Annotated in this window: 21 protein-coding genes; 10 read left to right on the forward strand and 11 right to left on the reverse strand. The window is 60.9% G+C overall.

Annotated features, from left to right (window positions below; all coding sequences use genetic code 11):
* Nucleotides 1-12 precede the first annotated feature (12 nt).
* The 8 genes from pip (at nucleotide 13) to KZX66_RS05045 (ending at nucleotide 9,780) form a co-directional block, all read left to right on the forward strand.
* Complete coding sequence (gene pip / locus KZX66_RS05010; protein WP_248077071.1) at nucleotides 13-984, forward strand: prolyl aminopeptidase; 972 nt, start codon at nucleotides 13-15, stop codon at nucleotides 982-984.
* On the forward strand, nucleotides 981-1,418 hold the full coding sequence (gene dtd, locus KZX66_RS05015) for a D-aminoacyl-tRNA deacylase (RefSeq protein ID WP_248077073.1): 438 nt from the start codon (nucleotides 981-983) through the stop codon (nucleotides 1,416-1,418). Before pip ends, dtd begins: the two co-directional genes overlap by 4 nt.
* Before the next feature lie 266 nt (nucleotides 1,419-1,684).
* On the forward strand, nucleotides 1,685-3,421 hold the full coding sequence (locus tag KZX66_RS05020; protein WP_305394167.1) for a glucan biosynthesis protein G: 1,737 nt from the start codon (nucleotides 1,685-1,687) through the stop codon (nucleotides 3,419-3,421).
* Nucleotides 3,414-5,984 (forward strand): glucans biosynthesis glucosyltransferase MdoH, encoded by a 2,571-nt coding sequence (gene mdoH, locus KZX66_RS05025; protein ID WP_248077075.1) that lies wholly within the window; start codon nucleotides 3,414-3,416, stop codon nucleotides 5,982-5,984. The genes KZX66_RS05020 and mdoH overlap by 8 nt, the downstream gene beginning before the upstream one ends.
* Before the next feature lie 187 nt (nucleotides 5,985-6,171).
* Nucleotides 6,172-6,972 carry a transporter substrate-binding domain-containing protein gene (locus KZX66_RS05030; protein ID WP_248077077.1) on the forward strand — a complete coding sequence of 267 codons (801 nt, stop codon included), beginning with the start codon at nucleotides 6,172-6,174 and terminating at the stop codon, nucleotides 6,970-6,972.
* 185 nt (nucleotides 6,973-7,157) lie between these two features.
* Nucleotides 7,158-7,955, forward strand: a complete 798-nt coding sequence (locus KZX66_RS05035) for a transporter substrate-binding domain-containing protein (RefSeq protein ID WP_248077079.1) — start codon at nucleotides 7,158-7,160, stop codon at nucleotides 7,953-7,955.
* A gap of 138 nt (nucleotides 7,956-8,093) precedes the next feature.
* Nucleotides 8,094-9,053: an amino acid ABC transporter permease gene (locus KZX66_RS05040; protein WP_248077081.1), complete on the forward strand. Its 960-nt coding sequence runs from the start codon at nucleotides 8,094-8,096 to the stop codon at nucleotides 9,051-9,053.
* Nucleotides 9,046-9,780, forward strand: coding sequence for an amino acid ABC transporter ATP-binding protein (locus KZX66_RS05045; RefSeq protein ID WP_248077083.1), 735 nt, complete (start codon nucleotides 9,046-9,048; stop codon nucleotides 9,778-9,780). Before KZX66_RS05040 ends, KZX66_RS05045 begins: the two co-directional genes overlap by 8 nt.
* A gap of 20 nt (nucleotides 9,781-9,800) precedes the next feature.
* Here the strand turns inward: KZX66_RS05045 and KZX66_RS05050 are convergent, their stop codons facing one another.
* From KZX66_RS05050 to ubiE, 11 genes are all read right to left on the reverse strand, one after another.
* Entirely contained in the window at nucleotides 9,801-11,708 is a 1,908-nt protein-coding gene (locus tag KZX66_RS05050) for a methyl-accepting chemotaxis protein (RefSeq protein WP_248077085.1), read from the reverse strand.
* Between the two features lie 127 nt (nucleotides 11,709-11,835).
* A complete protein-coding gene (locus KZX66_RS05055) occupies nucleotides 11,836-13,752 on the reverse strand; it encodes a methyl-accepting chemotaxis protein (protein ID WP_248077087.1) in 1,917 nt (638 codons plus the stop codon).
* Nucleotides 13,753-13,862: 110 nt separating this feature from the next.
* Nucleotides 13,863-14,570 carry a 16S rRNA (uracil(1498)-N(3))-methyltransferase gene (locus KZX66_RS05060; protein ID WP_248077089.1) on the reverse strand — a complete coding sequence of 236 codons (708 nt, stop codon included), beginning with the start codon at nucleotides 14,568-14,570 and terminating at the stop codon, nucleotides 13,863-13,865.
* The gene (gene tatC / locus KZX66_RS05065) at nucleotides 14,567-15,358 is read right to left on the reverse strand and encodes a twin-arginine translocase subunit TatC (RefSeq protein ID WP_049710428.1); all 792 of its coding nucleotides are present in this window, start codon (nucleotides 15,356-15,358) and stop codon (nucleotides 14,567-14,569) included. Before tatC ends, KZX66_RS05060 begins: the two co-directional genes overlap by 4 nt.
* A complete protein-coding gene (tatB, locus tag KZX66_RS05070) occupies nucleotides 15,355-15,756 on the reverse strand; it encodes a Sec-independent protein translocase protein TatB (RefSeq protein ID WP_248077091.1) in 402 nt (133 codons plus the stop codon). The genes tatC and tatB overlap by 4 nt, the downstream gene beginning before the upstream one ends.
* A 10-nt stretch (nucleotides 15,757-15,766) precedes the next feature.
* Nucleotides 15,767-16,045 (reverse strand): twin-arginine translocase TatA/TatE family subunit, encoded by a 279-nt coding sequence (locus KZX66_RS05075; protein WP_248077093.1) that lies wholly within the window; start codon nucleotides 16,043-16,045, stop codon nucleotides 15,767-15,769.
* A gap of 27 nt (nucleotides 16,046-16,072) precedes the next feature.
* On the reverse strand, nucleotides 16,073-16,405 hold the full coding sequence (locus KZX66_RS05080; RefSeq protein WP_003209299.1) for a phosphoribosyl-ATP diphosphatase: 333 nt from the start codon (nucleotides 16,403-16,405) through the stop codon (nucleotides 16,073-16,075).
* Between the two features lie 2 nt (nucleotides 16,406-16,407).
* Entirely contained in the window at nucleotides 16,408-16,800 is a 393-nt protein-coding gene (hisI, locus tag KZX66_RS05085) for a phosphoribosyl-AMP cyclohydrolase (RefSeq protein ID WP_012721796.1), read from the reverse strand.
* A 41-nt stretch (nucleotides 16,801-16,841) separates the two neighbouring features.
* Complete coding sequence (gene ubiB, locus KZX66_RS05090) at nucleotides 16,842-18,446, reverse strand: ubiquinone biosynthesis regulatory protein kinase UbiB (RefSeq protein ID WP_248077095.1); 1,605 nt, start codon at nucleotides 18,444-18,446, stop codon at nucleotides 16,842-16,844.
* Complete coding sequence (locus tag KZX66_RS05095; protein WP_248077097.1) at nucleotides 18,443-19,066, reverse strand: SCP2 sterol-binding domain-containing protein; 624 nt, start codon at nucleotides 19,064-19,066, stop codon at nucleotides 18,443-18,445. The genes ubiB and KZX66_RS05095 overlap by 4 nt, the downstream gene beginning before the upstream one ends.
* A complete protein-coding gene (gene ubiE / locus KZX66_RS05100) occupies nucleotides 19,066-19,836 on the reverse strand; it encodes a bifunctional demethylmenaquinone methyltransferase/2-methoxy-6-polyprenyl-1,4-benzoquinol methylase UbiE (protein ID WP_003171186.1) in 771 nt (256 codons plus the stop codon). The genes KZX66_RS05095 and ubiE overlap by 1 nt, the downstream gene beginning before the upstream one ends.
* A gap of 242 nt (nucleotides 19,837-20,078) precedes the next feature.
* Here ubiE and KZX66_RS05105 point away from each other — a divergent pair, with 242 nt between their 5' ends.
* On the forward strand, nucleotides 20,079-20,354 hold the full coding sequence (locus KZX66_RS05105) for a polyhydroxyalkanoic acid system family protein (protein ID WP_053140503.1): 276 nt from the start codon (nucleotides 20,079-20,081) through the stop codon (nucleotides 20,352-20,354).
* Nucleotides 20,355-20,459: 105 nt separating this feature from the next.
* Entirely contained in the window at nucleotides 20,460-20,882 is a 423-nt protein-coding gene (locus tag KZX66_RS05110) for a phasin family protein (RefSeq protein WP_248077100.1), read from the forward strand.
* The last annotated feature ends 7 nt before the right edge of the window (nucleotides 20,883-20,889 follow it).

Raw genomic sequence — 20,889 nt, forward strand, 5'->3', positions numbered from 1 at the left:
ACGGAGCGCGCAATGCAGACTTGGTACCCGCAGATCAAACCCTACGCCCGGCACGATCTGGCCGTCGATGAAACCCACACACTGTACGTCGATGAAAGTGGCTCCCCCGAAGGTTTGCCCGTTGTATTCATCCACGGTGGCCCTGGTGCAGGGTGCGATGCCCAGAGCCGCTGCTACTTCGATCCGAACCTCTATCACATTGTCACCTTCGACCAGCGCGGTTGCGGGCGTTCCACCCCCCGGGCCAGCCTGGAAAACAACACGACCTGGGACCTCGTCGCCGATATGGAGCGCATTCGCGAGCATCTGGGCATCGACAAATGGGTGCTGTTTGGCGGTTCCTGGGGCTCGACCCTGGCCCTGGCCTACGCGCAGACCCACCCCGAGCGTGTGCTGGGTTTGATCGTGCGCGGCATTTTCCTGGCGCGCCCGCAGGATATCGAATGGTTCTACCAGGCTGGCGCCAGCCGCCTGTTCCCGGATTACTGGCAGGATTACATCGCGCCGATCCCTGCCGACGAGCGCCACGACATGATCGCGGCCTACCACAAGCGCCTCACCGGCAATGACCAGATCGCCCAGATGCACGCGGCCAAAGCCTGGTCCGGCTGGGAAGGGCGCATGCTGGGCCTGTGTCCGAGCCCGCAGCACGTGGAGCGTTTTTCCGAGCCGCAACGGGCCTTGTCCATTGCGCGTATCGAGTGCCATTACTTCACCAACAATTCTTTCCTGGAGCCCAACCAGCTGATCCGCGATATGCACAAGATCGCCCATTTGCCTGGCGTAATCATCCACGGCCGCTACGATATGATCTGCCCGCTGGATAACGCTTGGGAACTGCATCAGGCCTGGCCCAACAGTGAGCTGCAGGTAATTCGTGAAGCAGGCCATGCGGCTTCGGAGCCGGGCATCACCGATGCGTTGGTGCGTGCGACCAGCGAGATGGCACGGCGCCTGCTTGATCTACCGCCAGAAGAAGCATGAAGGGTTTGTTGCAACGGGTGCGTGGCGCCCGCGTCGAGGTGGCGGGCGAGGTTGTCGGCTCGATTGATCAGGGTTTGCTGGTGCTGGTGGCGGTCGAGCCTTCAGATACGCCTGAAAGCGCCGATAAGTTGCTGCACAAGTTGCTCAACTATCGGGTATTCAGCGACGACGAAGGCAAGATGAACCTGTCGCTCAAGGACATCGGCGGCGGTTTGCTGCTGGTGTCGCAGTTCACGTTGGCGGCGGACACCAAAAGCGGTCTGCGGCCAAGCTTCTCGACAGCAGCCCCGCCAGCCCTTGGAGCAGCGCTTTTCGACCACCTGCTGTTACAAGCGCAACAATCCCATGGCAAGGTGGCGTCGGGACGTTTTGGCGCAGATATGCAGGTACATTTGGTCAATGATGGCCCTGTGACCTTTCTGTTACAGACATGAATGTATTAAAAACGACTTTTAATGCCTGAAACGCAGGATTTCGCTACAAATACTTCGTTGCCCCTGATGCGTTGTCTCGCGGGCTACTAGATAATCGCGCGCTACGGGGATCAGCGTTGTTTGGTCCATTTTTGACTTAGGTAGAGACTTGTCCGACAACCATTGGGGAATCATTTTGACCCAGGGGAGTCGGAACAATGCTCGCCAACCTGGCATATAGATAGCTGGCCGTTGGTTTTTTGATCTGTTTTCGGCGAGGGTTGCTCGTGATTGTTAGTCCCTGTAATGCACCAAAATTGTCTGCCAAACGGTTACGAAACGCACTGGTAACGGGCTCGGCCCTGTTTTGCCTGTTCGGCGCGGGTCAACTGTGGGCATTCAGTCTGGATGATGTGTCGGCCAAGGCAAAAGAGCTGGCCGGGCAGAAATACGAAGCTCCGCGCAGCAATCTGCCGAACGAATTCCGTGAGATGAAGTTCGCGGACTACCAGAAGATTCGTTTCCGTAACGAAAAAGCCGAATGGGCCGATCAGAACACCCCGTTCAAGCTGTCCTTCTATCACCAGGGTATGCATTTCGATACACCGGTGAAAATCAACGAAGTGACCGCCGACAGCGTGCATGAAATCAAATACGACCCGTCGCGTTTCGACTTCGGCGACGTGAAGTTTGATCCTAAAGCCACCGAGCAACTGGGTTATGCCGGTTTCCGTGTGCTGTACCCGATCAACAAGAACGACAAGCAAGACGAAATCATGACCATGCTCGGCGCGAGCTATTTCCGCGTCGTCGGCAAGGACCAGGTTTACGGCCTGTCCGCCCGTGGCATGGCGATCGACACGGCGTTGCCGTCCGGCGAAGAGTTCCCGCGTTTCACCGAGTTCTGGATCGAACGTCCAAAGCCGGGTGACAAGCACCTGGTGATCTTTGCGCTGCTGGATTCGCCCCGTGCGACCGGCGCCTATCGTCTGATCCTGCGTCCGGGCACCGACACCGTCGTCGATGTGAAGTCCCAGATGTTCCTGCGTGACAAGGTCAGCAAGCTGGGCGTTGCCCCACTGACCAGCATGTTCCTGTTCGGCGCTAACCAGCCGTCCAAGGTGCTCAACTACCGTCGTGAACTGCACGACTCCAGCGGCCTGTCGATCCATGCCGGTAACGGCGAGTGGATCTGGCGCCCACTGAACAACCCGAAACACCTGTCGGTCAGCAACTTCACCGTGGAAAACCCACGGGGGTTCGGCCTGCTGCAACGCGGTCGCAACTTCAGCCACTACGAAGACCTGGACGACAACTACGACAAGCGCCCAAGCGCCTGGATCGAGCCTGAGGGCGACTGGGGCAAGGGTTCCGTCGACCTGGTCGAGATCCCGACCGCCGATGAAACCAACGACAACATCGTTGCCTTCTGGAGCCCGGCCGAGCTGCCTAAAGTCGGTGAGCCACTGGAAGTCGCCTACCGCCTGCACTGGACCTTGGACGACGCTGCGTTCCACTCGCCGGACAGCGCCTGGGTCAAGCAGACCCTGCGTTCCACGGGTGACGTCAAGCAATCCAACCTGATCCGTCAGCCGGACGGCAGCGTGGCTTATCTGGTGGACTTCGAGGGCCCGTCCCTGAAGAAACTGCTGCCGGACGCCCCGGTGCGCAGCCAGGTGAGCGTGGGTGACAACGCTGAACTGGTAGAAAACAGCGTGCGTTACAACGAACACACCAAAGGCTGGCGCCTGACGCTGCGTCTGAAGATCAAGGACGCGGGCAAACCGACCGAAATGCGTGCGGCTCTGGTGCAAGACATTCCTCAGGCTGAGCCCGAGAAAGTCTCGACCCAAGTGCTGAAGGCTGACAAGGTTTTGGCCAAGCAGCACGAAAAACAGGCCAAGAAAGACGCCAAGGACAAGGAAGCCAAGCAGCCGGAAGCTGCCCCAGCCACGCCGGAGCCGATCAAGACTGAGCAAGTCCTGACCGAAACCTGGAGCTATCAGTTGCCTGCCGATGAGTAATTCTCAAGCCCGGCCAGAAACTCTGACCGAGTATCTGGCGCACCTGCCGATGACCGCTGAGCAGCGCGCCGAACTGGCGGGCTGCACCTCCTTCAGCGAGTTGCACGAGCGTTTGTCGTCCAAGACCTTCGATGCGCCCATCGACGCCGCCCAGGCGTCGGTCGGCAGCCGGTTGAACCTCAGCACGGCCGAAGAGCTGCAAGACGCCGAAATGCTGGGGCTCGACGCCGGCGGTCGCGTGTGCCTCAAGGCCACGCCGCCGATTCGTCGCACTCGCGTGGTGCCGGAACCGTGGCGCACCAATATCCTGGTGCGCGGCTGGCGCCGTATCACCGGTCGCAGCAACCCACCGGCACCGCCGAAAGATGAACGCGTACTGCCGGCCGCGCGCTGGCGTACCGTGGGTTCTATCCGTCGTTACATCCTGCTGGTGCTGATGCTCGGCCAGACCATCGTGGCTGGCTGGTACATGAAAGGCATCATGCCGTACCAGGGCTGGTCGCTGGTCGACTTCGACGAAATCCGCAACCAAACCCTGCTGCAAACCGCCACTCAGGTGCTGCCGTACGCCCTGCAAACCAGCATCCTGATCATGTTCGGGATCTTGTTCTGCTGGGTTTCGGCGGGTTTCTGGACCGCCTTGATGGGCTTCCTCGAGCTGCTGACCGGCCACGATAAATACCGGATCTCCGGTAAAAGTGCCGGCAACGAGGCGATTCCGAAAGACGCCCGCACCGCGTTGGTCATGCCGATCTGCAACGAAGACGTGCCGCGTGTATTCGCCGGTTTGCGCGCAACGTTTGAATCGGTAGCGGCCACAGGTGACCTGGACCGCTTCGACTTTTTCGTGCTCAGCGACAGTAACGACGCCGACATCTGCATCGCCGAACAGCAAGCCTGGCTCGACGTGTGCCGTGAGGCCGGTGGTTTCGGCAAGATTTTCTATCGCCGTCGCCGTCGTCGCGTAAAGCGCAAGAGCGGCAACCTCGACGACTTCTGCCGTCGTTGGGGCGGTGAATACAAGTACATGGTGGTGCTCGACGCTGACTCGGTGATGAGCGGCGAATGCCTGACCAGCCTGGTGCGCTTGATGGAAGCCACGCCGGATGCCGGGATTATCCAGACTGCGCCGCGTGCGTCGGGCATGGACACCCTGTATGCGCGCATGCAGCAGTTCGCCACCCGTGTGTATGGCCCGCTGTTCACCGCTGGCCTGCACTTCTGGCAACTGGGTGAATCCCACTACTGGGGTCACAACGCGATCATCCGCATGAAGCCGTTTATCGAGCACTGCGCCCTGGCGCCATTGCCGGGTAAAGGTGCGTTCGCCGGGTCTATCCTGTCCCACGACTTCGTTGAAGCGGCGCTGATGCGCCGTGCCGGCTGGGGCGTTTGGATCGCCTACGACCTGCCGGGCAGCTACGAAGAACTGCCGCCGAACCTGCTTGATGAACTCAAGCGCGACCGTCGCTGGTGCCACGGTAACCTGATGAACTTCCGCCTGTTCCTGGTCAAGGGCATGCACCCGGTGCACCGTGCGGTGTTCCTGACCGGCGTGATGTCGTACCTCTCGGCGCCGTTGTGGTTCCTGTTTCTGGTGCTGTCCACGGCCCTGCTGGCGGTGAACACCCTGATGGAGCCGCAGTACTTCATGGCGCCGCGCCAGTTGTACCCGCTGTGGCCACAATGGCATCCGGACAAGGCGGTGGCGCTGTTCTCCACCACCATCGTGCTGCTGTTCCTGCCCAAGTTGCTCAGCATCATCCTGATCTGGGCCAAGGGCGCGAAAGAGTTTGGCGGCAAGTTCAAGGTGACCATGTCGATGCTGCTGGAGATGCTGTTCTCCATGCTGCTGGCGCCGGTGCGGATGATTTTCCACACCCGTTTCGTCCTCGCCGCGTTCCTCGGCTGGGCCGCGACCTGGAACTCGCCCAAGCGTGACGACGACTCGACCACCTGGGGCGAGGCGTTCAAACGTCACGGCACCCAGACGTTGCTGGGCTTCCTCTGGGCCTTGCTGGTGGTGTGGTTGAACCCCAGCTTCCTGTGGTGGCTGGTGCCGATCGTCGGTTCGCTGATGTTGTCGATCCCGGTATCGGTGATCTCCAGCCGCGTGAACCTGGGCCTCAAGTCTCGCGACGAGAGCCTGTTCCTGATCCCTGAGGAGTACAACCCGCCGCAAGCGCTGTTGTCGACGGAGAAGTACACCCACGAAAACCGTTGGCACGCCCTTAACGACGGGTTCGTGCGTTCGGTGGTGGACCCGCAGCAGAACGCCCTGGCGTGTGCCCTGGCGACCTCGCGTCACCGTGAGGCCGAGCCGATTGAATACCTGCGTACCGAACGTGTTCGTCACGCGTTGAAAGTCGGCCCTGCCGGCCTCAACAACGCTGAACGCGTGGCCTTGCTCAGTGACCCGGTCGCCCTGGCGCGCCTCCACGAGCAGGTCTGGAGCGAGGGGCATGCCGAGTGGCTGGCCGCTTGGCGTGATTCGATCAAAGCCGATCCACACGCGCCGTTGCTGCCGCTGCAACCGCTGTCGTCTCAGGCCCAGCCGGCCTGATTCAGACACCCCCGAGGGCTCACCTCGGGGGTGTTCCAAGCGCTGGTCCTACGGCGTTTCGCACCTCTTCCGAATATCCCTGACCCCTTGTTATTTCGAAACAAAAGACCCTCGTCCGAGGCGTTTTTGCCTGCCTGCGACTGGAGTAGGATCGCCCCCCTCATTCGACTCGATCACTGGGGGACTCATGATCAAAAGGTATTGCTCGGCCTGGCTGATGGGCGTTGTTGCGTGGGTACTTGCCGGGGTTGCGCACGCGGGAGCGATTGACGACGCGGTGCGCCGGGGTGTGCTCAAAGTCGGCACCACGCCGACCTATGTGCCGTTCGAAATGACCGATAAACAGGGGTGCATCGTTGGCTTCGAAATCGACTTGCTCAAGGTGATGAGCCAGGCCCTGGGGGTTGAGCTTGAACTGGTTGCGGTGCCTTACACCGAGTTGTTATCGGGGCTGCAGGCGAAAAAATTCGACATGATCGGCAGCGGCATGACGGTCACCCAGGAGCGCAATCTCAAGCTGAACTTCAGCGATGCCTTTATCGTGGTCGGCCAGACCGTGCTGCTGCACCCCAGCCTGGCCGGCAAGGTCACCAGTGTTGAAGACCTGGACGACGCCAGCTACCGCATCGTCGCCAGCGAAGGCACCACCGGCGAAGCCGCCGCGCAGCGGTTTTTGGGGGCGGCTCGGCTGAGCAGCTTTGCCACGCCGGAAGAGGGCGTGCGCCAGGTCGTACAAGGCAAGGCCGACGCGTTTATCCACGATGCGCCGTACAACCTGATCGCCATGAGCCGGCCGGAGAACAGTGCGTTGCTGTTGCTGGAGCAGCCGTTCACCTTCGAGCCCCTGGCGTTCGGCGTCAAAAAAGGCGATTTCGACAGCCTCAACTGGATCAACCATTTTCTCAATCAGGTGGCCCAGGACGGCACCTATGATCGCCTGCATGACCGTTGGTTCAAGGACACCGCGTGGCTGGCGGAAATCGACTGAAAGTCATAACTGCTTACACATCAATCCCTTGCTGCGTGCGCGGGCGCGAGGCTTTTCCGACATACGCCGATAACAATTACCCGTGAAACCTTTGTGACAGGAGACGAGTGGGTTAGCATCGCACCCCGACTGGGTGCAGCCCTTTTGCGCACCGACCTTATAAGAACCGTTCAGGGGACCTGATGATGAAAAAGTATCTTTCGATGCTGCTGCTGGGCGTCACCGCGCTGGTGGCGGCCAATGCCGCCCAGGCTGGGGCCATCGATGATGCGGTCAAGCGCGGCACGCTCAAGGTCGGCATGGACCCGACCTACATGCCGTTCGAAATGACAGACAAACGCGGTGACATCATCGGTTTCGAAGTCGACATCCTCAAGGCCATGGCCAAGTCCATGGGCGTCAAGCTGGAGCTGGTCTCCACCGGCTATGACGGCATCATCCCGGCCTTCCTGACCGGCAAGTTCGACATGATCGGCAGCGGCATGACCCTGACCCAGGAGCGCAACCTGCGCCTGAACTTCAGCGAACCCTTCATTGTGGTCGGCCAGACCCTGCTGATCCGCAAGGAGTTGGAAGGCACCATCAAGTCCTACAAAGATCTGAACGACGAGAAGTACCGCCTGACTTCCAAGCTCGGCACCACCGGTGAGATGGTCGCCAAGAAGCTGATAGCCAAAGCCAAGTACCACGGCTACGACAACGAGCAGGAAGGCGTGCTGGATGTGGTCAACGGCAAGGCTGATGCCTTTGTGTATGACGCGCCATACAACGTGGTGGCGGAAAAGAAAGTCGGTAACGGCAAGCTGGTGTTTCTCGACGAACCCTTCACCTTTGAGCCATTGGCGTTCGGCCTGAAGAAAGGCGATTACGACAGCATCAACTTCATCAACAATTTCCTGCACCAGATCAAGAACGACGGCACCTACGATCGCATCCATGACAAGTGGTTCAAGAGCTCCGAGTGGCTCAAGGACATGGAATAAGGGCTGACACCGAGTCGACTCCATTGGGTGCAAGTCGAACCGTCGCATCGCCCCTCTCACGTTGAAATGCGTTCAACTGTGGGAGTGGGCCTGCCCCCGATGAAGGCCTGTCAGGCGACACCTCTCCCGGAAAGTGAAATGAAACAGAAAAAAGCCCAATGGCCCTGGCACCTGCTGACCGTGGTTGTGCTGGTCGGTCTGGCCGGCGCCTTGTACTACGCCACGTCGCTGATGTCCTACGAATGGCGCTGGAACCGTGTACCGCAGTACTTCGCCTACCAGGCCGAAGAAGCCCAGCGCGCAGCGGATATCTCCACCGTCATTGAGTTGGTGCGCAAGGGTGACGTGGCCGAAGTGACCCTGCGCAATGACGCCGGTGCCGAACAACGGGTGACCGTCGCCGACAACAGCCTGCAAGTGGCGCGTGGCGATGACGTGGCCGAAGGCGATGTGATTGGGGTGAACCGCCACTGGGCGCTGGGACCGTTGATGTGGGGCTTGTGGACCACGCTGTGGCTGTCGGTGGTGTCCGGCATCCTTGGCCTGGCGATTGGTCTGGCCACCGGTCTGTGCCGTCTGTCCAGCAACCCGACCTTGCGCGACCTGTCGACGATCTACGTCGAGTTGGTGCGCGGCACGCCATTGTTGGTGCAGATCTTCATTTTCTATTTCTTTATCGGCACGGTGCTCAACCTGTCCCGCGAGTTCGCCGGGATCGCCGCGCTGTCGCTGTTCACCGGTGCTTATGTGGCAGAAATCGTGCGTGCCGGCGTGCAGTCCATCACCCGTGGTCAAAACGAAGCCGCTCGCTCCCTGGGCCTGAGTGCCAGCCAGTCGATGCGGCATGTGGTGTTGCCGCAGGCGTTCAAGCGCGTGCTGCCGCCGTTGGCCGGGCAATTTATCAGCCTGGTAAAGGACACCTCGCTGGTGTCGGTGATTGCGATTACCGAACTGCTCAAAAGTGGCCGCGAAGTGATCACCACCTCGTTTTCGCCGTTTGAAATCCTGTTCTGCGTGGCAGGCCTGTACCTGCTGATCAACCTGCCGCTGTCGAAAATGGCCAGTCGGCTTGAGCGGAGGCTCGCCCAAAGTGATTGAAGTGCGCGATTTGGTAAAAGTCTTCGACACCCGTGGTCAGGTGGTGCGCGCGGTGGACCACGTGAGCACTCAGGTGGCCAAGGGCGAAGTGCTGGTGGTAATCGGCCCGTCCGGCTCCGGCAAGTCCACCTTCCTGCGCTGCCTCAATGGCCTGGAAGACTTCGACTCGGGCTCGGTGAGCATCGACGGCCTGCAACTGGCTGATCCGAAAACCGATGTGAACGCCTATCGCCGCGAAGTCGGCATGGTGTTCCAGCATTTCAACCTGTTCCCTCATATGACCGTGCTGGAAAACCTGTGCCTGGCGCAAAAGGTCGTGCGCAAGCGCGGTAAACAAGAGCGCGAAGCCAAGGCCCTGGCGCTGCTGGAAAAGGTCGGTATTGCACAGAAGGCCAACGAGTTCCCCTCGCGCCTGTCCGGTGGCCAGCAGCAGCGGGTCGCCATTGCCCGCGCCCTGGCGATGGAGCCCAAGGTGATGCTGTTCGACGAGCCGACCTCGGCCCTCGACCCGGAGATGGTCGGCGAAGTGCTGGACGTTATGAAAACCCTCGCCCTTGAAGGCATGACCATGGTCTGCGTCACCCACGAGATGGGTTTTGCCCGCGAAGTGGCTGACCGGGTGCTGTTCTTCGACCATGGCAAGTTGCTTGAAGACGCCGCTCCGGCCGAGTTCTTCGATGCACCGAAAGACCCCCGTGCCCAGGCGTTCCTGCGTCAGGTGCTGTAAGCCCACCGGATCTGTGTCGCTCAGAGCCTGAATTTACCGACAAGTGTCTGTAAATCCAGGCTCAGCTGCGTCAACTGGGCACTGGCGGCTGCCGTGTCATCGCTGGCGCTGGCGGTGTGTTCGACAGCGTCACGCACCTTTAATACGCTGCGATTGATCTCTTCGACCACTGCGCTTTGCTCCTCGGCGGCGGCGGCGATCTGCGGGTTCATTTCCTGGATGACCGACACCGTACGCGCAATCGCCGCCAGCGCATCCCCGGCATCGCGGGTCAGGCCGACGCTGTCATCGGTCAGGTTGCGGCTGCTGTCGATGGTGTCTGCCACCTGCTGGGTGCCGTTGTTCAGGCCCAGGATCAACCCTTCGATTTCTTCGGCCGACGCCTGGGTGCGCTGGGCCAGGCTGCGCACCTCGTCGGCCACCACGGCGAAGCCTTCACCTGCACTGCCCGCGCGGGCGGCTTCGATAGCGGCGTTCAGTGCCAGCAGGTTGGTCTGCCGGGACACGGACTTGATCACGTCCAATACGCTGCCGATCTTTTGGCTCTCTTGCTGCAATGCCAGCATCGCCCGGCTGGATAAGGTCATTTCACTGGCCAAGTGGCCGATTTGTTCAATGGCTTGTGCGACCACCTTGTCCCCGACGCTGGCTTGTCTGTCCGCCTCGCGCGCCGCCAATGAGGCCTGCTCGGCATGTCGGGCGACCTCCTGGGCGGTGGCGAGCATTTCGTTCATGGCGGTGGCGACCTGGTCGGTCTCGTCTTTCTGATGGTTGACCACACTGCGGGTTTGCTCGGTCACCGTGGATAATTGCCCGGCCGCGCTGGCGATCTGCCGGGCGCTGTCACCGATGCCGCCGATCAGCTTGCGCAGGTTGTGCGCCATTTCCCTGATGCTGTGCTGCAGTTGGCCCAGCTCATCGGTGCGCTCCACCCGGATATCCTGACTCAAGTCACCGTTGGCGATGAGGTTGGCGGATGCCAGGGCCTGACGCAGTGGTACCGCGATCTGCCGGGCAATCCACCAGGCGGCCAGTACCCCGAACACCAGTGCGATAGAGGTGACACTGATCAGCCAGGTGCGGGTTCGATCGGCCTCTTGGTCGCGCTTGAGGGTCTGGCCCTGCACCACCCGCTCGCTGTGTTCCAGTAGTTGCGAAAGCTGTTGCTTGAACAGCTCTTGCACGGTTTCTGTGCTCATTTGGGCCTCGTTGAACCGGATCAGCCGCTCGCGATAGACCGCCAGGTCGGTGTCGAGCTGGGAGGCATCCACAGGCAGGCGTGTCACGGCGGCCAGCGCAATGTCCAGGGCATCGAGCGCCTGGCTGACCCGCTCGGCATAGAGCTGCAATGTATCGAGCGCCCAGGCGGGCTCCTGAACGCGATCTTCGGCCTGTGCCATGGCCTGGCGCAGTTGCTCAATGGCATCGAGTGCGTGCTGGTCGTCTTGATCCGGCAGATCGCTGGCCAGTTGGGCCAGTGTATCGCTGGTCTGGAGCGCACTTTGCTTGAGGGCGGGGCGGGCATTTTCGCGCTGCTCGATCAGCGGCGGCAGTTGTTCAAGCTCGGTTTTGACGCGGCTCACCAAGCCCTGCGCTGCCTGGATGTGCAGCAGATCGGCCGGATCCTTCAGGTGGTCTGTCAGGTAGCTCAGGTGCAGGTCGATTTGGTCGATCTGCGCGGTCATGTTGCCCAGGCTGAGGGCGTCCGCCAGGGTCCGATACAGCAGTCGATCGGCGTTCATGGCTTCGGTGACGGTATTGAGTTGCCCCAGCACCGTCAGGTTGCTCGAACGCAGGAGTGCAGCATTCAAGGCCTGCCAACCGGTCGTGGCGATGATCAGGCTGAGGATCAGCACTTGGCCGAAGCCCAGGGAGAGTTTGAGGCGGATGCTGGCGTTGGCCAGTAAGTGGGTCAGTCGAGCAAACATGCTGCACCTCCCAATCTGAAAAAGCGCTGTGTAAACGCTAAATCGATTCGAGGTGTTCGCGGTCTGATAACTGTGTAGGAAGTTTCACAACGTGCGGCGGCCATGATCGGCCGCCGCATGGCACAGGTCAGATGCGGAAGCGTCCGACCAGGGTCTGCAGGTAAACGCCCAGGCGCGCCAATTCGGCACTGGACGCGGCGGTCTCCTCACTGGCCGATGAGGTTTGTTCCGAAACGTCGCGCACGTTCAGCACGCTGCGGTTGATCTCTTCGGCCACGGCGCTTTGCTGCTCGGCGGCGGTGGCGATCTGCGAGTTCATCGCCTGGATGGTCGAGACGGTGCGGGTGATATTTTCCAGGGCGCTGCCGGCGCGGCGGGTCAGTTCGACACTGCTGTCGGTGAGGCCGCGGCTGTTGTCCATGATGGTCGCCACCTGTTGGGTGCCGCTTTGCAGGCCGACGATCAGTTCTTCGATTTCTTCGGTAGATTTTTGAGTGCGCTGGGCCAGGCTGCGCACTTCGTCGGCCACGACCGCGAAACCACGCCCGGCTTCACCCGCGCGAGCGGCTTCAATCGCCGCGTTGAGGGCCAGCAGGTTGGTTTGCTGTGCTACGGACTTGATTACGTCGAGCACGCTGCCAATTTTGTCGCTTTCGCGCTTGAGGTCGGCCATGGCGATGGTCGAGTTACCCACCTCAGTGGCCAGGCGTTCGATCTGGGCGATGGCTTCGCCGACCACTTTGTCGCCTTCGCGCGCCTGTTGATCAGCGGCCACGGCAGCTTCGGAGGCCTCCTCGGCGTTGCGTGCCACTTCCTGCACGGTTGCGGCCATCTCGTTCATGGCGGTGGCCACCTGGTCGGTTTCGACCTTCTGGCTGTTAACCCCGGCGCTGGTCTGCTCGGTGACGGCGGACAGTTGCTCGGCAGCACTGGCGATCTGGGTCACGCCTTCGCTGATGCCGCCGATCAGTTCGCGCAGGCCTACGCTCATGCTCTGCATGGCGCGCTGCAGCTGGCCCAGTTCGTCCTGGCGCTGGGAGGTCAGGTTGTGGCTCAGGTCGCCGGAGGCAACGCGTTGGGCCACTTCGAGTGCCTGGTTCAACGGGATGATGATCTGGCGGGTGATGGCCCAGGCCGCGACCAGGCCGAAGATCATTGCCAGTGCGGTGGCCAGCAGCAGGAAGTACTTGGCTTGCGCCGCATCGGTGTCGCGCACGACGGTCTGGGAGATGGTCAGTTTGTCGCTGTGGCTCAGGAGCAGATCGCCTTGAGCGGCCATGATCTTCAGGGCCGCTGCACTGGCCACTTGGGAGTCGCGATATTGGCTCACGGCGGCGCGGTAGGCCTGCAGCGAGACGCTGGCCTGTTGCAGGTTGGTCGAATATTGCTCAGGCAGTTCACTGGCGAGGCTGGCGTCCTTTTTCAGGGCGTTGTCGATGGCATCCAGTGCGGGCTGTTCGGCTTCAACTTTGCCGCTGTAGGTGTAGCCGCGCACCTGAAAACGCGCCTGTTGAATCAGCTTGCTCAGGTCGACCACGCTGTTGAACTGGGTGACGCTGTCACCTTGCAGCAGGGATTTCTCGATTGCCTTGATGTTGGCCACGGCGTTGTCGGCCGTATCACCCAACTTGCTGCGTGCGTTTTCACGGTTTGCACCGGCCTGCACCATGTCGTTGAACGCGCGCTTGTAGGTGTCCACGGCCGCCAACTGCTCCTCGACCAGGGCTACATCGGCCGGCTGTTCGATCAGGGTACGCGCGGTCTTGAGGCCACTGTCGAGCTTGTTCAGCAATTCATTGACCGCGTCGGGGCCTTGTTCGCCGCGGCGCATCTCGTAGTCCAGGCGTGCCAGGCGCAGGTCCTTGGTCAACCCGTTGAGGCTGGAGATATACCCCAGTTTGTCGCCGCGGCTGATCACCTCACCCAGGCCGCTCCAGCCGGTGAGCATAATCATCAGCGTCAATACCAGCACCAGGCCAAAGCCTACGCCCAGCTTGGTTTTGACGCTGACATTCCCCAGCTTTTCGGCTAACCAACGATACATGCTGCAAACTCCCCTGGAACAAGGCTTGGACTTATTGAAGGGTATCGGCTGTCAGCGGGATATCTGTAGGGAATGGGCTCTTTGGGGTAAAAGAGAGGGGTGTGGTGAGGTTAGAACAGTCGTGCGAGCAGCGCGGTGACGGCTGTTTCAACCCGCAGGATTCGCGCGCCGAGTTGCACCGGTTGCAAGCCTGCCTTGGCCAGCAGGTCCACTTCGTAGGGGATCCAGCCGCCCTCAGGGCCGATGGCCAGAGTAACCGCCTCATCCAGGCCGCGAGGGCAGGGCGGGTAGTCGCCGGGATGGCCGATCAGGCCCAGGGTGCCTTGGGTCAGGGCCGGCAGGCGGTCTTCGACGAAGGGCTTGAAGCGTTTCTCGATAATGATCTCGGGCAGCACCGTATCCCGTGCCTGTTCCAGGCCGAGGATCAATTGCTCGCGAATTGCCTCGGGTTCCAGGAACGGGGTTTGCCAGAAGCTTTTTTCGACCCGGTAGCTGTTGAGCAGCACCACTTTCGGCACGCCCATGGCCGCCACGGTTTGCAGCACGCGGCGCAGCATCTTCGGGCGCGGCAGGGCCAGCAGCAGGGTCAGCGGCAGTTTGGTCGGCGGTGCCTGGTCGAAGCTCACTTGCAGCTCGGCTTCGCCGGCGTCCAGACGCAGCAGTTGGGCTGTGCCCATCAAGGCGCCAATGCGCCCCACCCGCAGGCTGTCGCCTACGGCGGCGCGGTGGACGTCCTGCATGTGCACCAGACGCCGATCACGCAGCACCACGCGGTCGGCCGCGATAAAGTCGGCCTCCTCGAGCAGCAACAGGTTCACGGCTGGGTCGCTGGTGGCTGGTCGTCGTCGGCGGGCTGGTCATCCGGGTGTTCGCCACGCTTGCTGATCAAGCCGCTGAACAGGATGCCGATCTCGAACAGCATCCACATCGGCACGGCCAGCAGGGTCTGGGAGAAGATGTCCGGCGGCGTGAGAATCATGCCGACCACGAAGCAGCCGATGATCACGTAAGGGCGGATCTTCTTCAGGTACGCAACGTTGACCACGCCGATCCATACCAGCAGCACCACGGCCACCGGGATTTCGAATGCCACGCCGAAGGCGAAGAACAGCGTCATCACGAAGTCGAGGTAGCTGGTGATGTCGGTCATCATCTCCACGCCGGCCGGGGTGGCGGCGGCGAAGAATTTGAAGATCAGCGGGAACACCAGGAAGTAGGCGAACGCCATGCCGGTATAGAACAGCAGGATGCTCGACACCAGCAACGGCACCGCGATGCGCTTCTCATGCTTGTACAGGCCCGGCGCGATGAAGCCCCAGATCTGATGCAGGATCACCGGGATCGCCAGGAACAGCGAGACCATCATCGTCAGCTTCAATGGCGTGAGGAACGGTGATGACACGTCGGTGGCGATCATCGTCGCGCCGGCCGGCAGGTACTGGCGCAGGGGCGTGGAGACGAAGGTGTAGATCTGCTGGGTGAAGGCGAACAACCCGGCAAAAATGATGAAAATGGCCGCTACGCAACGCAGCAGGCGCGTTCGCAACTCGGTGAGGTGCGAGACCAGCGGCATATGCTGGTCGTTTTCCGGTTTATCAGCGCTCATGGGGCTCGCGGCGGCAATGTAGGGTCATGGGGCGCGGGCGACGCGACGGGCGTCGGCGCAGGCTCGGTCGGGGTGGCAACGGCGGGCGGTGCTTCTATGGCCGGTGCGATGCTGTTTGCGACCACATGCTCGGCGGGCTTGGCCTGTTCATTCACGGGGGACAGGATTTTGCGTGCCTCTTGCTCCAACGACAGGATGTGTTCGTTGTGCAGTTGCCGGCGAATCTCGTCGGCGCCGATTTCCCGTTCTACTTCCTGTTTGATGGCGTTGAAACTGCGTTTCAGGCGCCCGATCCACAGGCCGGCCGTGCGCGCGGCACCGGGCAGGCGTTCCGGCCCCAGTACCAGCAGGGCCACGAGGCCGACGAGGAGCAGTTCAGAGAAGCTGATACCAAACATTAGTCAGTGCTCACGAGTCTTTGCGGGTCGGCTCTTCGACTTTTTCAGCCTGCACGTCGAAGGTGCGGCGCTCGGTGATCGGCTGGGCGGCCTGGGGGTGCGCAGGCTGTGCCGGTGGCACCGGGCTGGCAGCCGGGTCGGCAGGCTTTTCGTCGTCGTTCATGGCTTTACGAAAGCCCTTGATCGACTCGCCGACGTCGGTGCCCAGGTTCTTGAGTTTCTTGGTGCCGAACACCAGTACCACCACCACCAGAATGACGATCCAGTGTTTCCAGTCAAAAATGCCCATGCTGCAAATCCTCTAGTCTTAAGTTGTTCAAGCTGACGGGCGCGAGGCCTTTTCGGCATGCCCGGACAAGCCGAAACGACGGTCCAGTTCATCCAGTACGGCCTGCGGATGCTGCCCCAGTTGGGCGAGCATGACCAGGCTGTGGAACCACAGGTCGGCGGTTTCGTAGATCACATCACTGCAGTCGCCGCTGATCTGTGCGTCCTTGGCGGCAATGATGGTCTCGACGGATTCTTCGCCGAGCTTCTCCAGAATCTTGTTCAGACCCTTGTGGTACAGGCTGGCGACATAGGAGCTGTCGGCGTCCGCACCTTTGCGGTCTTCCAGCACCTGGGCCACGCGGTTCAGGGTATCGCTCATGGTCAGTGTCCTGCCGAGTAAATAGCGTGCGGGTCTTTGAGCACCGGTTCCACCACCTTCCATTCGCCGTTCTCGAACACGCGATAGAAGCAGCTGTGACGCCCGGTGTGGCAGGCGATATCGCCGATCTGCTCGACCTTGAGGATCACCACGTCGGCGTCGCAGTCGATGCGCATCTCGTGCAGGGTCTGCACGTGCCCGGACTCTTCGCCCTTGCGCCACAGTTTGCCACGCGAACGTGACCAGTAAATGGCGCGCTGCTCAGTGGCGGTAAGGCTCAGGGCCTCGCGGTTCATCCAGGCCATCATCAGCACGCGCCCGGTCTTGTAGTCCTGGGCAATGGCCGGCACCAGGCCGTCACTGTCCCACTTGATCTCGTCCAGCCAGTCTTTCATGTTCGGCTCCGGCAATTTGCGACAGTGTATAACCGGATCGGTTATCGACGCACGATCAGATAAACACCCACGGCGACCATGACACCTGCGGGCCAATGGCCCAGCTGATTCAAGGGGCCGCCAATGGCCAGCATTGCCCCGCCCACCAAATGGGCGGCGCCCAGCAGGCGCAGGAACCAGTCGTCCTTGCGTTTGCGCCACGGCGGTTCGGGGTCTTTGGCGTGGGGCTGGGACATGCGCTCCAGCAGGTCGCGGGTCATGTTGGCCAAATGCGGCAACTGTTCCATCTGGCTGTGCAGGTTGCCCAGCATGGTTTTCGGGCTCATCCGCTCGCGCATCCAGCGCTCGAGGAACGGCTGGGCGGTGTTCCACAGGTCCAGGTCCGGGTACAGCTGGCGGCCCAGACCTTCGATATTGAGCAGGGTTTTTTGCAGCAGGACCAACTGCGGTTGCACTTCCATATTGAAGCGTCGCGCAGTCTGGAACAGGCGCATCAGCACCTGGCCAAATGAAATATCTTTTAACGGTTTCTCAAAGATCGGCTCGCACACCGTGCGAATCGCCGCTTCGAATTCATTGAGCTTGGTCTCTGCCGGCACCCAGCCCGAATCGATGTGCAACTGCGCCACGCGGCGATAGTCGCGCTTGAAGAAGGCGAACAGGTTGCGCGCCAGGTAGTCCTGGTCTTCCGGGGTGAGGCTGCCGACGATGCCGCAGTCGATCGCGATGTACTGCGGGCTCCACGGGTTGACGGTGCTGACGAATATATTGCCGGGGTGCATGTCGGCGTGGAAGAAACTGTCGCGGAACACCTGGGTGAAAAAGATCTCCACGCCGCGTTCGGCAAGCATCTTCATGTCGGTGCGCTGGTCGGCCAGGGTCGCCAGGTCCGTCACCTGCACGCCGTAGATGCGCTCCATTACCAGCACCTTGGGGCGGCACCAGTCCCAATACACTTGCGGCACGTACAGCAGCGGCGAGCCCTCGAAGTTGCGCTTGAGCTGGCTGGCGTTGGCCGCTTCACGCAGCAGGTCGAGTTCGTCGTAGATGGTTTTTTCGTAGTCGGCGACCACGTCCACCGGGTGCAGCAGGCGCGCATCGGCGGAGAACCGCTCGGCCGCGCGAGCCAGGATGAACAGCCATGCCAGGTCCTGGCCGATGATCGGCTTGAGGCCCGGGCGAATCACCTTCACCACCACCTCTTCGCCACTCTTGAGCTGCGCCGCGTGCACTTGCGCCACCGAGGCCGAGGCCAGCGGTTCGACGTCAAAGCGGCTGAACACCTCGCTGATCTTTTTGCCCAGTTGCTCTTCGATCAACGCCATCGACTGCTTTGAGTCGAACGGTGGTACGCGGTCCTGCAACAGCATCAGTTCGTCGGCGATGTCTTCCGGAAGCAGATCGCGGCGCGTCGAGAGGATCTGGCCGAACTTGATAAAGATCGGCCCAAGGTCCTGCAACGCCAGGCGCAGGCGCGCGCCACGGCTGAGCTGCAGTTGCTTGCGCGGGAACCAACGCCATGGCAGCGCATAGCGCACCGCCAGCAGGAACCATGGCAAGGGCAGGGCGAACAGCAGGTCATCGAGGCGGTAGCGGATTACGACGCGCTGGATACGAAACAAACGGCGGACGGCGAGCAGCTTCATGCGTTATCGCTTGGATCAAGGGAACGGCTCAGGCGCTCGAAGCGAGCCTCGAGACGTTCCAGGTCGATTTTGGCCTTGTCGAGTTCGCGAAAGCGCGCTTGCGCTTCCCGCTGCCCGACCAGGGTGCGCGATTCTTCGCTCAGGTATTCGGCGAGGTTCTGGTTGAGGCTGGCGAACCCTTGCTGGTACCAGCGCGTGCGGCTGCGCAGGTGCCCGCTGATCAGTTGGGTGGCGACGGGGCCGATCCAGCGTGACAGCTCGTATTCCCAATCCAGTTCCAGGTCTTGCAGCACTGCGGCCAGGTCCATCAGCACCGCGCTGTCGCCTTCCAGCGCCACGTCGGCGCTGTGCAAAATGGCGGTCTTGTTGCGGCTCAGGGCCAGGTGCAACAGGCTCGATGCCGGTGCGCGCAACGTGCAGTCGGCGTCGGCGGCCCATTGGCTGGCGAGCAGCAGGCCTTCATCGCTGGGCAGAATAAACAGCTGCAAGGCGGGGCTGGTGCAATCGACGGCAATCACCTTGCCGTTGAGGTGCGCGAGCCGCGCCAGGGCGGTACTGTCCAGGCGCAACACACGGTTGAGGCCGTGTTCAACGCTGGCGAGCAGGCCTTGCAGCAACATCAGGGCTTGATGCCGCGGTGCAGGGCGACAATGCCGGAGGTCATGTTGTGATAGGTCACGCGGTCGAACCCCGCCTCGACCATCATCGACTTCAGGGTTTCCTGGTCGGGGTGCATGCGGATCGATTCGGCCAGGTAACGGTAGCTCTCGGCGTCATTGGTGATCAGCTTGCCCATCAACGGCATGAAGGCGAACGAGTAGGTGTCGTAGACCTTGGACATCAGCGCGTTGGTTGGCTTGGAGAACTCCAGCACCAACAGGCGGCCACCCGGCTTGAGCACGCGCAGCATCGAGCGGATCGCGTCTTCCTTGTGGGTGACGTTGCGCAGGCCGAAAGCGATGGTCACGCAGTCGAAATGGTTGTCGGGGAACGGCAACTTTTCAGCGTCGGCCTGGACGAATTCGATATTGCCCGCCACGCCTTTGTCGAGCAGGCGGTCGCGACCGACCTTGAGCATCGAGCCGTTGATGTCCGCCAGCACGACCTGGCCGGTCGGACCGACGAGCTTGGAGAACTTGGCCGCCAGGTCGCCCGTGCCGCCGGCGATGTCCAGCACGCGGTTGCCGGTGCGTACGCCCGACAACTCGATGGTGAAGCGCTTCCACAGACGGTGCATGCCGCCGGAGAGCACGTCGTTCATCAAGTCGTACTTGGCGGCGACGGAGTGGAACACCTCAGCGACTTTTTCCGCTTTCTGGCTTTCCGGGACGTTCTTGAAGCCGAAGTGAGTGGTGGGTTCGGCATCGCTGCCTTTGCGCTGATCAGTCATATCGCTGTCACCAAAAGAGAATGCGGGACATGATAATCCCCAAGGCTTGCTTTGTCTTGGCAAGGCTGAAGACACAGACGCAATCTGTAGTGAGCGGGCTTGCCCCGCGCTGGGTGGCGAAGCCGCCCTAAAACATGCCACCGCGGTCTACCTGACAAACCGCGTATGGGTAAGATAGGCCGCCACCGAGACCTTTTGACGCATGGACGGTGTTCATATCCCTATAAAGAGGAGTCATTGCAATGGCCCGTATAACCGTTGAACGTGCACATTCCCTGGGTAAAGAAGGGGCGCGGGCAAAGGCCGAGAAGTTGGCGCATAAACTCAAGGAGCAATATGGCCTTGAGCCGTCGTGGTCTGGCGATACCCTGAATCTCAAACGCTCCGGGGTAAAAGGCACGGTATTAGTGGCCGATGATTCGCTGCGCATCGATGTGGAATTGGGCCTGCTGATGTCGGCCATGAGCGGCACTATCAAATCCGAAATCGAGAAGGCGCTGGATAAGGCGTTGGCGTGACCCGCATGTTCTTAGGGTGCCGATTCTAATTTTTCCTCCTACTTTGTGCCCACGCCCTCAACTCCTGTGGGCCGTTCCTCCACCCTATTCTGCGTGAGGTGCACTATGGCCAAAGTTATCCTGAAGAAAAAAATCGACGCACAGACCGGCGCCCTGACTGACGTTAAAACCTACGCCCGTAAGATCTGGCTGGCGGGCCTCGGCGCTTATGCCAAGGTCGGCAGCGAGGGCGGCGAGTACTTCAAAGAGCTGGTTAAGAGTGGTCAACATGTTGAAAGTAAAGGCAAAAAAGTTGCTATTGAACAACTGGATGCCGCCAACAGTCAGATTGACCAAGTAAAGAGTAATGTCTCCTCTGTCAAAGGTCTGGTAGACGTTCAGCTGGATAAAGTTGAAAAAGCTTTTGATACTCGTGTTGCCAGTGCCTTGAATCGAATTGGCATTGCGTCTAAACATGACGTGGAGACACTCTCTGCTAAGCTCGAAGAGCTGACGGCATTGCTCGAACGTGTCGCGCGTAAACACTAAGGAGACA

Origin of the sequence: Pseudomonas sp. EYE_354, assembly GCF_023148575.1 — a bacterium.
In the GTDB taxonomy this organism is placed as follows: Bacteria; Pseudomonadota; Gammaproteobacteria; order Pseudomonadales; family Pseudomonadaceae; genus Aquipseudomonas.

Bases quoted from the DNA above. Each gene is read 5' to 3' on its own strand.
- KZX66_RS05050 (WP_248077085.1), bottom strand. From the start codon at position 11,708: ATGTTTGCTCGACTGACCCACTTACTGGCCAACGCCAGCATCCGCCTC.
- KZX66_RS05040 (WP_248077081.1), top strand. From the start codon at position 8,094: ATGAAACAGAAAAAAGCCCAATGGCCCTGGCACCTGCTGACCGTGGTT.
- KZX66_RS05105 (WP_053140503.1), top strand. From the start codon at position 20,079: ATGGCCCGTATAACCGTTGAACGTGCACATTCCCTGGGTAAAGAAGGG.
- mdoH (WP_248077075.1), top strand. From the start codon at position 3,414: ATGAGTAATTCTCAAGCCCGGCCAGAAACTCTGACCGAGTATCTGGCG.
- ubiB (WP_248077095.1), bottom strand. From the start codon at position 18,446: ATGAAGCTGCTCGCCGTCCGCCGTTTGTTTCGTATCCAGCGCGTCGTA.
- KZX66_RS05080 (WP_003209299.1), bottom strand. From the start codon at position 16,405: ATGAGCGATACCCTGAACCGCGTGGCCCAGGTGCTGGAAGACCGCAAA.
- pip (WP_248077071.1), top strand. From the start codon at position 13: ATGCAGACTTGGTACCCGCAGATCAAACCCTACGCCCGGCACGATCTG.
- KZX66_RS05110 (WP_248077100.1), top strand. From the start codon at position 20,460: ATGGCCAAAGTTATCCTGAAGAAAAAAATCGACGCACAGACCGGCGCC.
- tatB (WP_248077091.1), bottom strand. From the start codon at position 15,756: ATGTTTGGTATCAGCTTCTCTGAACTGCTCCTCGTCGGCCTCGTGGCC.
- dtd (WP_248077073.1), top strand. From the start codon at position 981: ATGAAGGGTTTGTTGCAACGGGTGCGTGGCGCCCGCGTCGAGGTGGCG.
- KZX66_RS05030 (WP_248077077.1), top strand. From the start codon at position 6,172: ATGATCAAAAGGTATTGCTCGGCCTGGCTGATGGGCGTTGTTGCGTGG.
- KZX66_RS05055 (WP_248077087.1), bottom strand. From the start codon at position 13,752: ATGTATCGTTGGTTAGCCGAAAAGCTGGGGAATGTCAGCGTCAAAACC.
- tatC (WP_049710428.1), bottom strand. From the start codon at position 15,358: ATGAGCGCTGATAAACCGGAAAACGACCAGCATATGCCGCTGGTCTCG.
- KZX66_RS05095 (WP_248077097.1), bottom strand. From the start codon at position 19,066: ATGTTGCTGCAAGGCCTGCTCGCCAGCGTTGAACACGGCCTCAACCGT.
- KZX66_RS05035 (WP_248077079.1), top strand. From the start codon at position 7,158: ATGAAAAAGTATCTTTCGATGCTGCTGCTGGGCGTCACCGCGCTGGTG.
- ubiE (WP_003171186.1), bottom strand. From the start codon at position 19,836: ATGACTGATCAGCGCAAAGGCAGCGATGCCGAACCCACCACTCACTTC.
- hisI (WP_012721796.1), bottom strand. From the start codon at position 16,800: ATGAAAGACTGGCTGGACGAGATCAAGTGGGACAGTGACGGCCTGGTG.
- KZX66_RS05075 (WP_248077093.1), bottom strand. From the start codon at position 16,045: ATGGGCATTTTTGACTGGAAACACTGGATCGTCATTCTGGTGGTGGTG.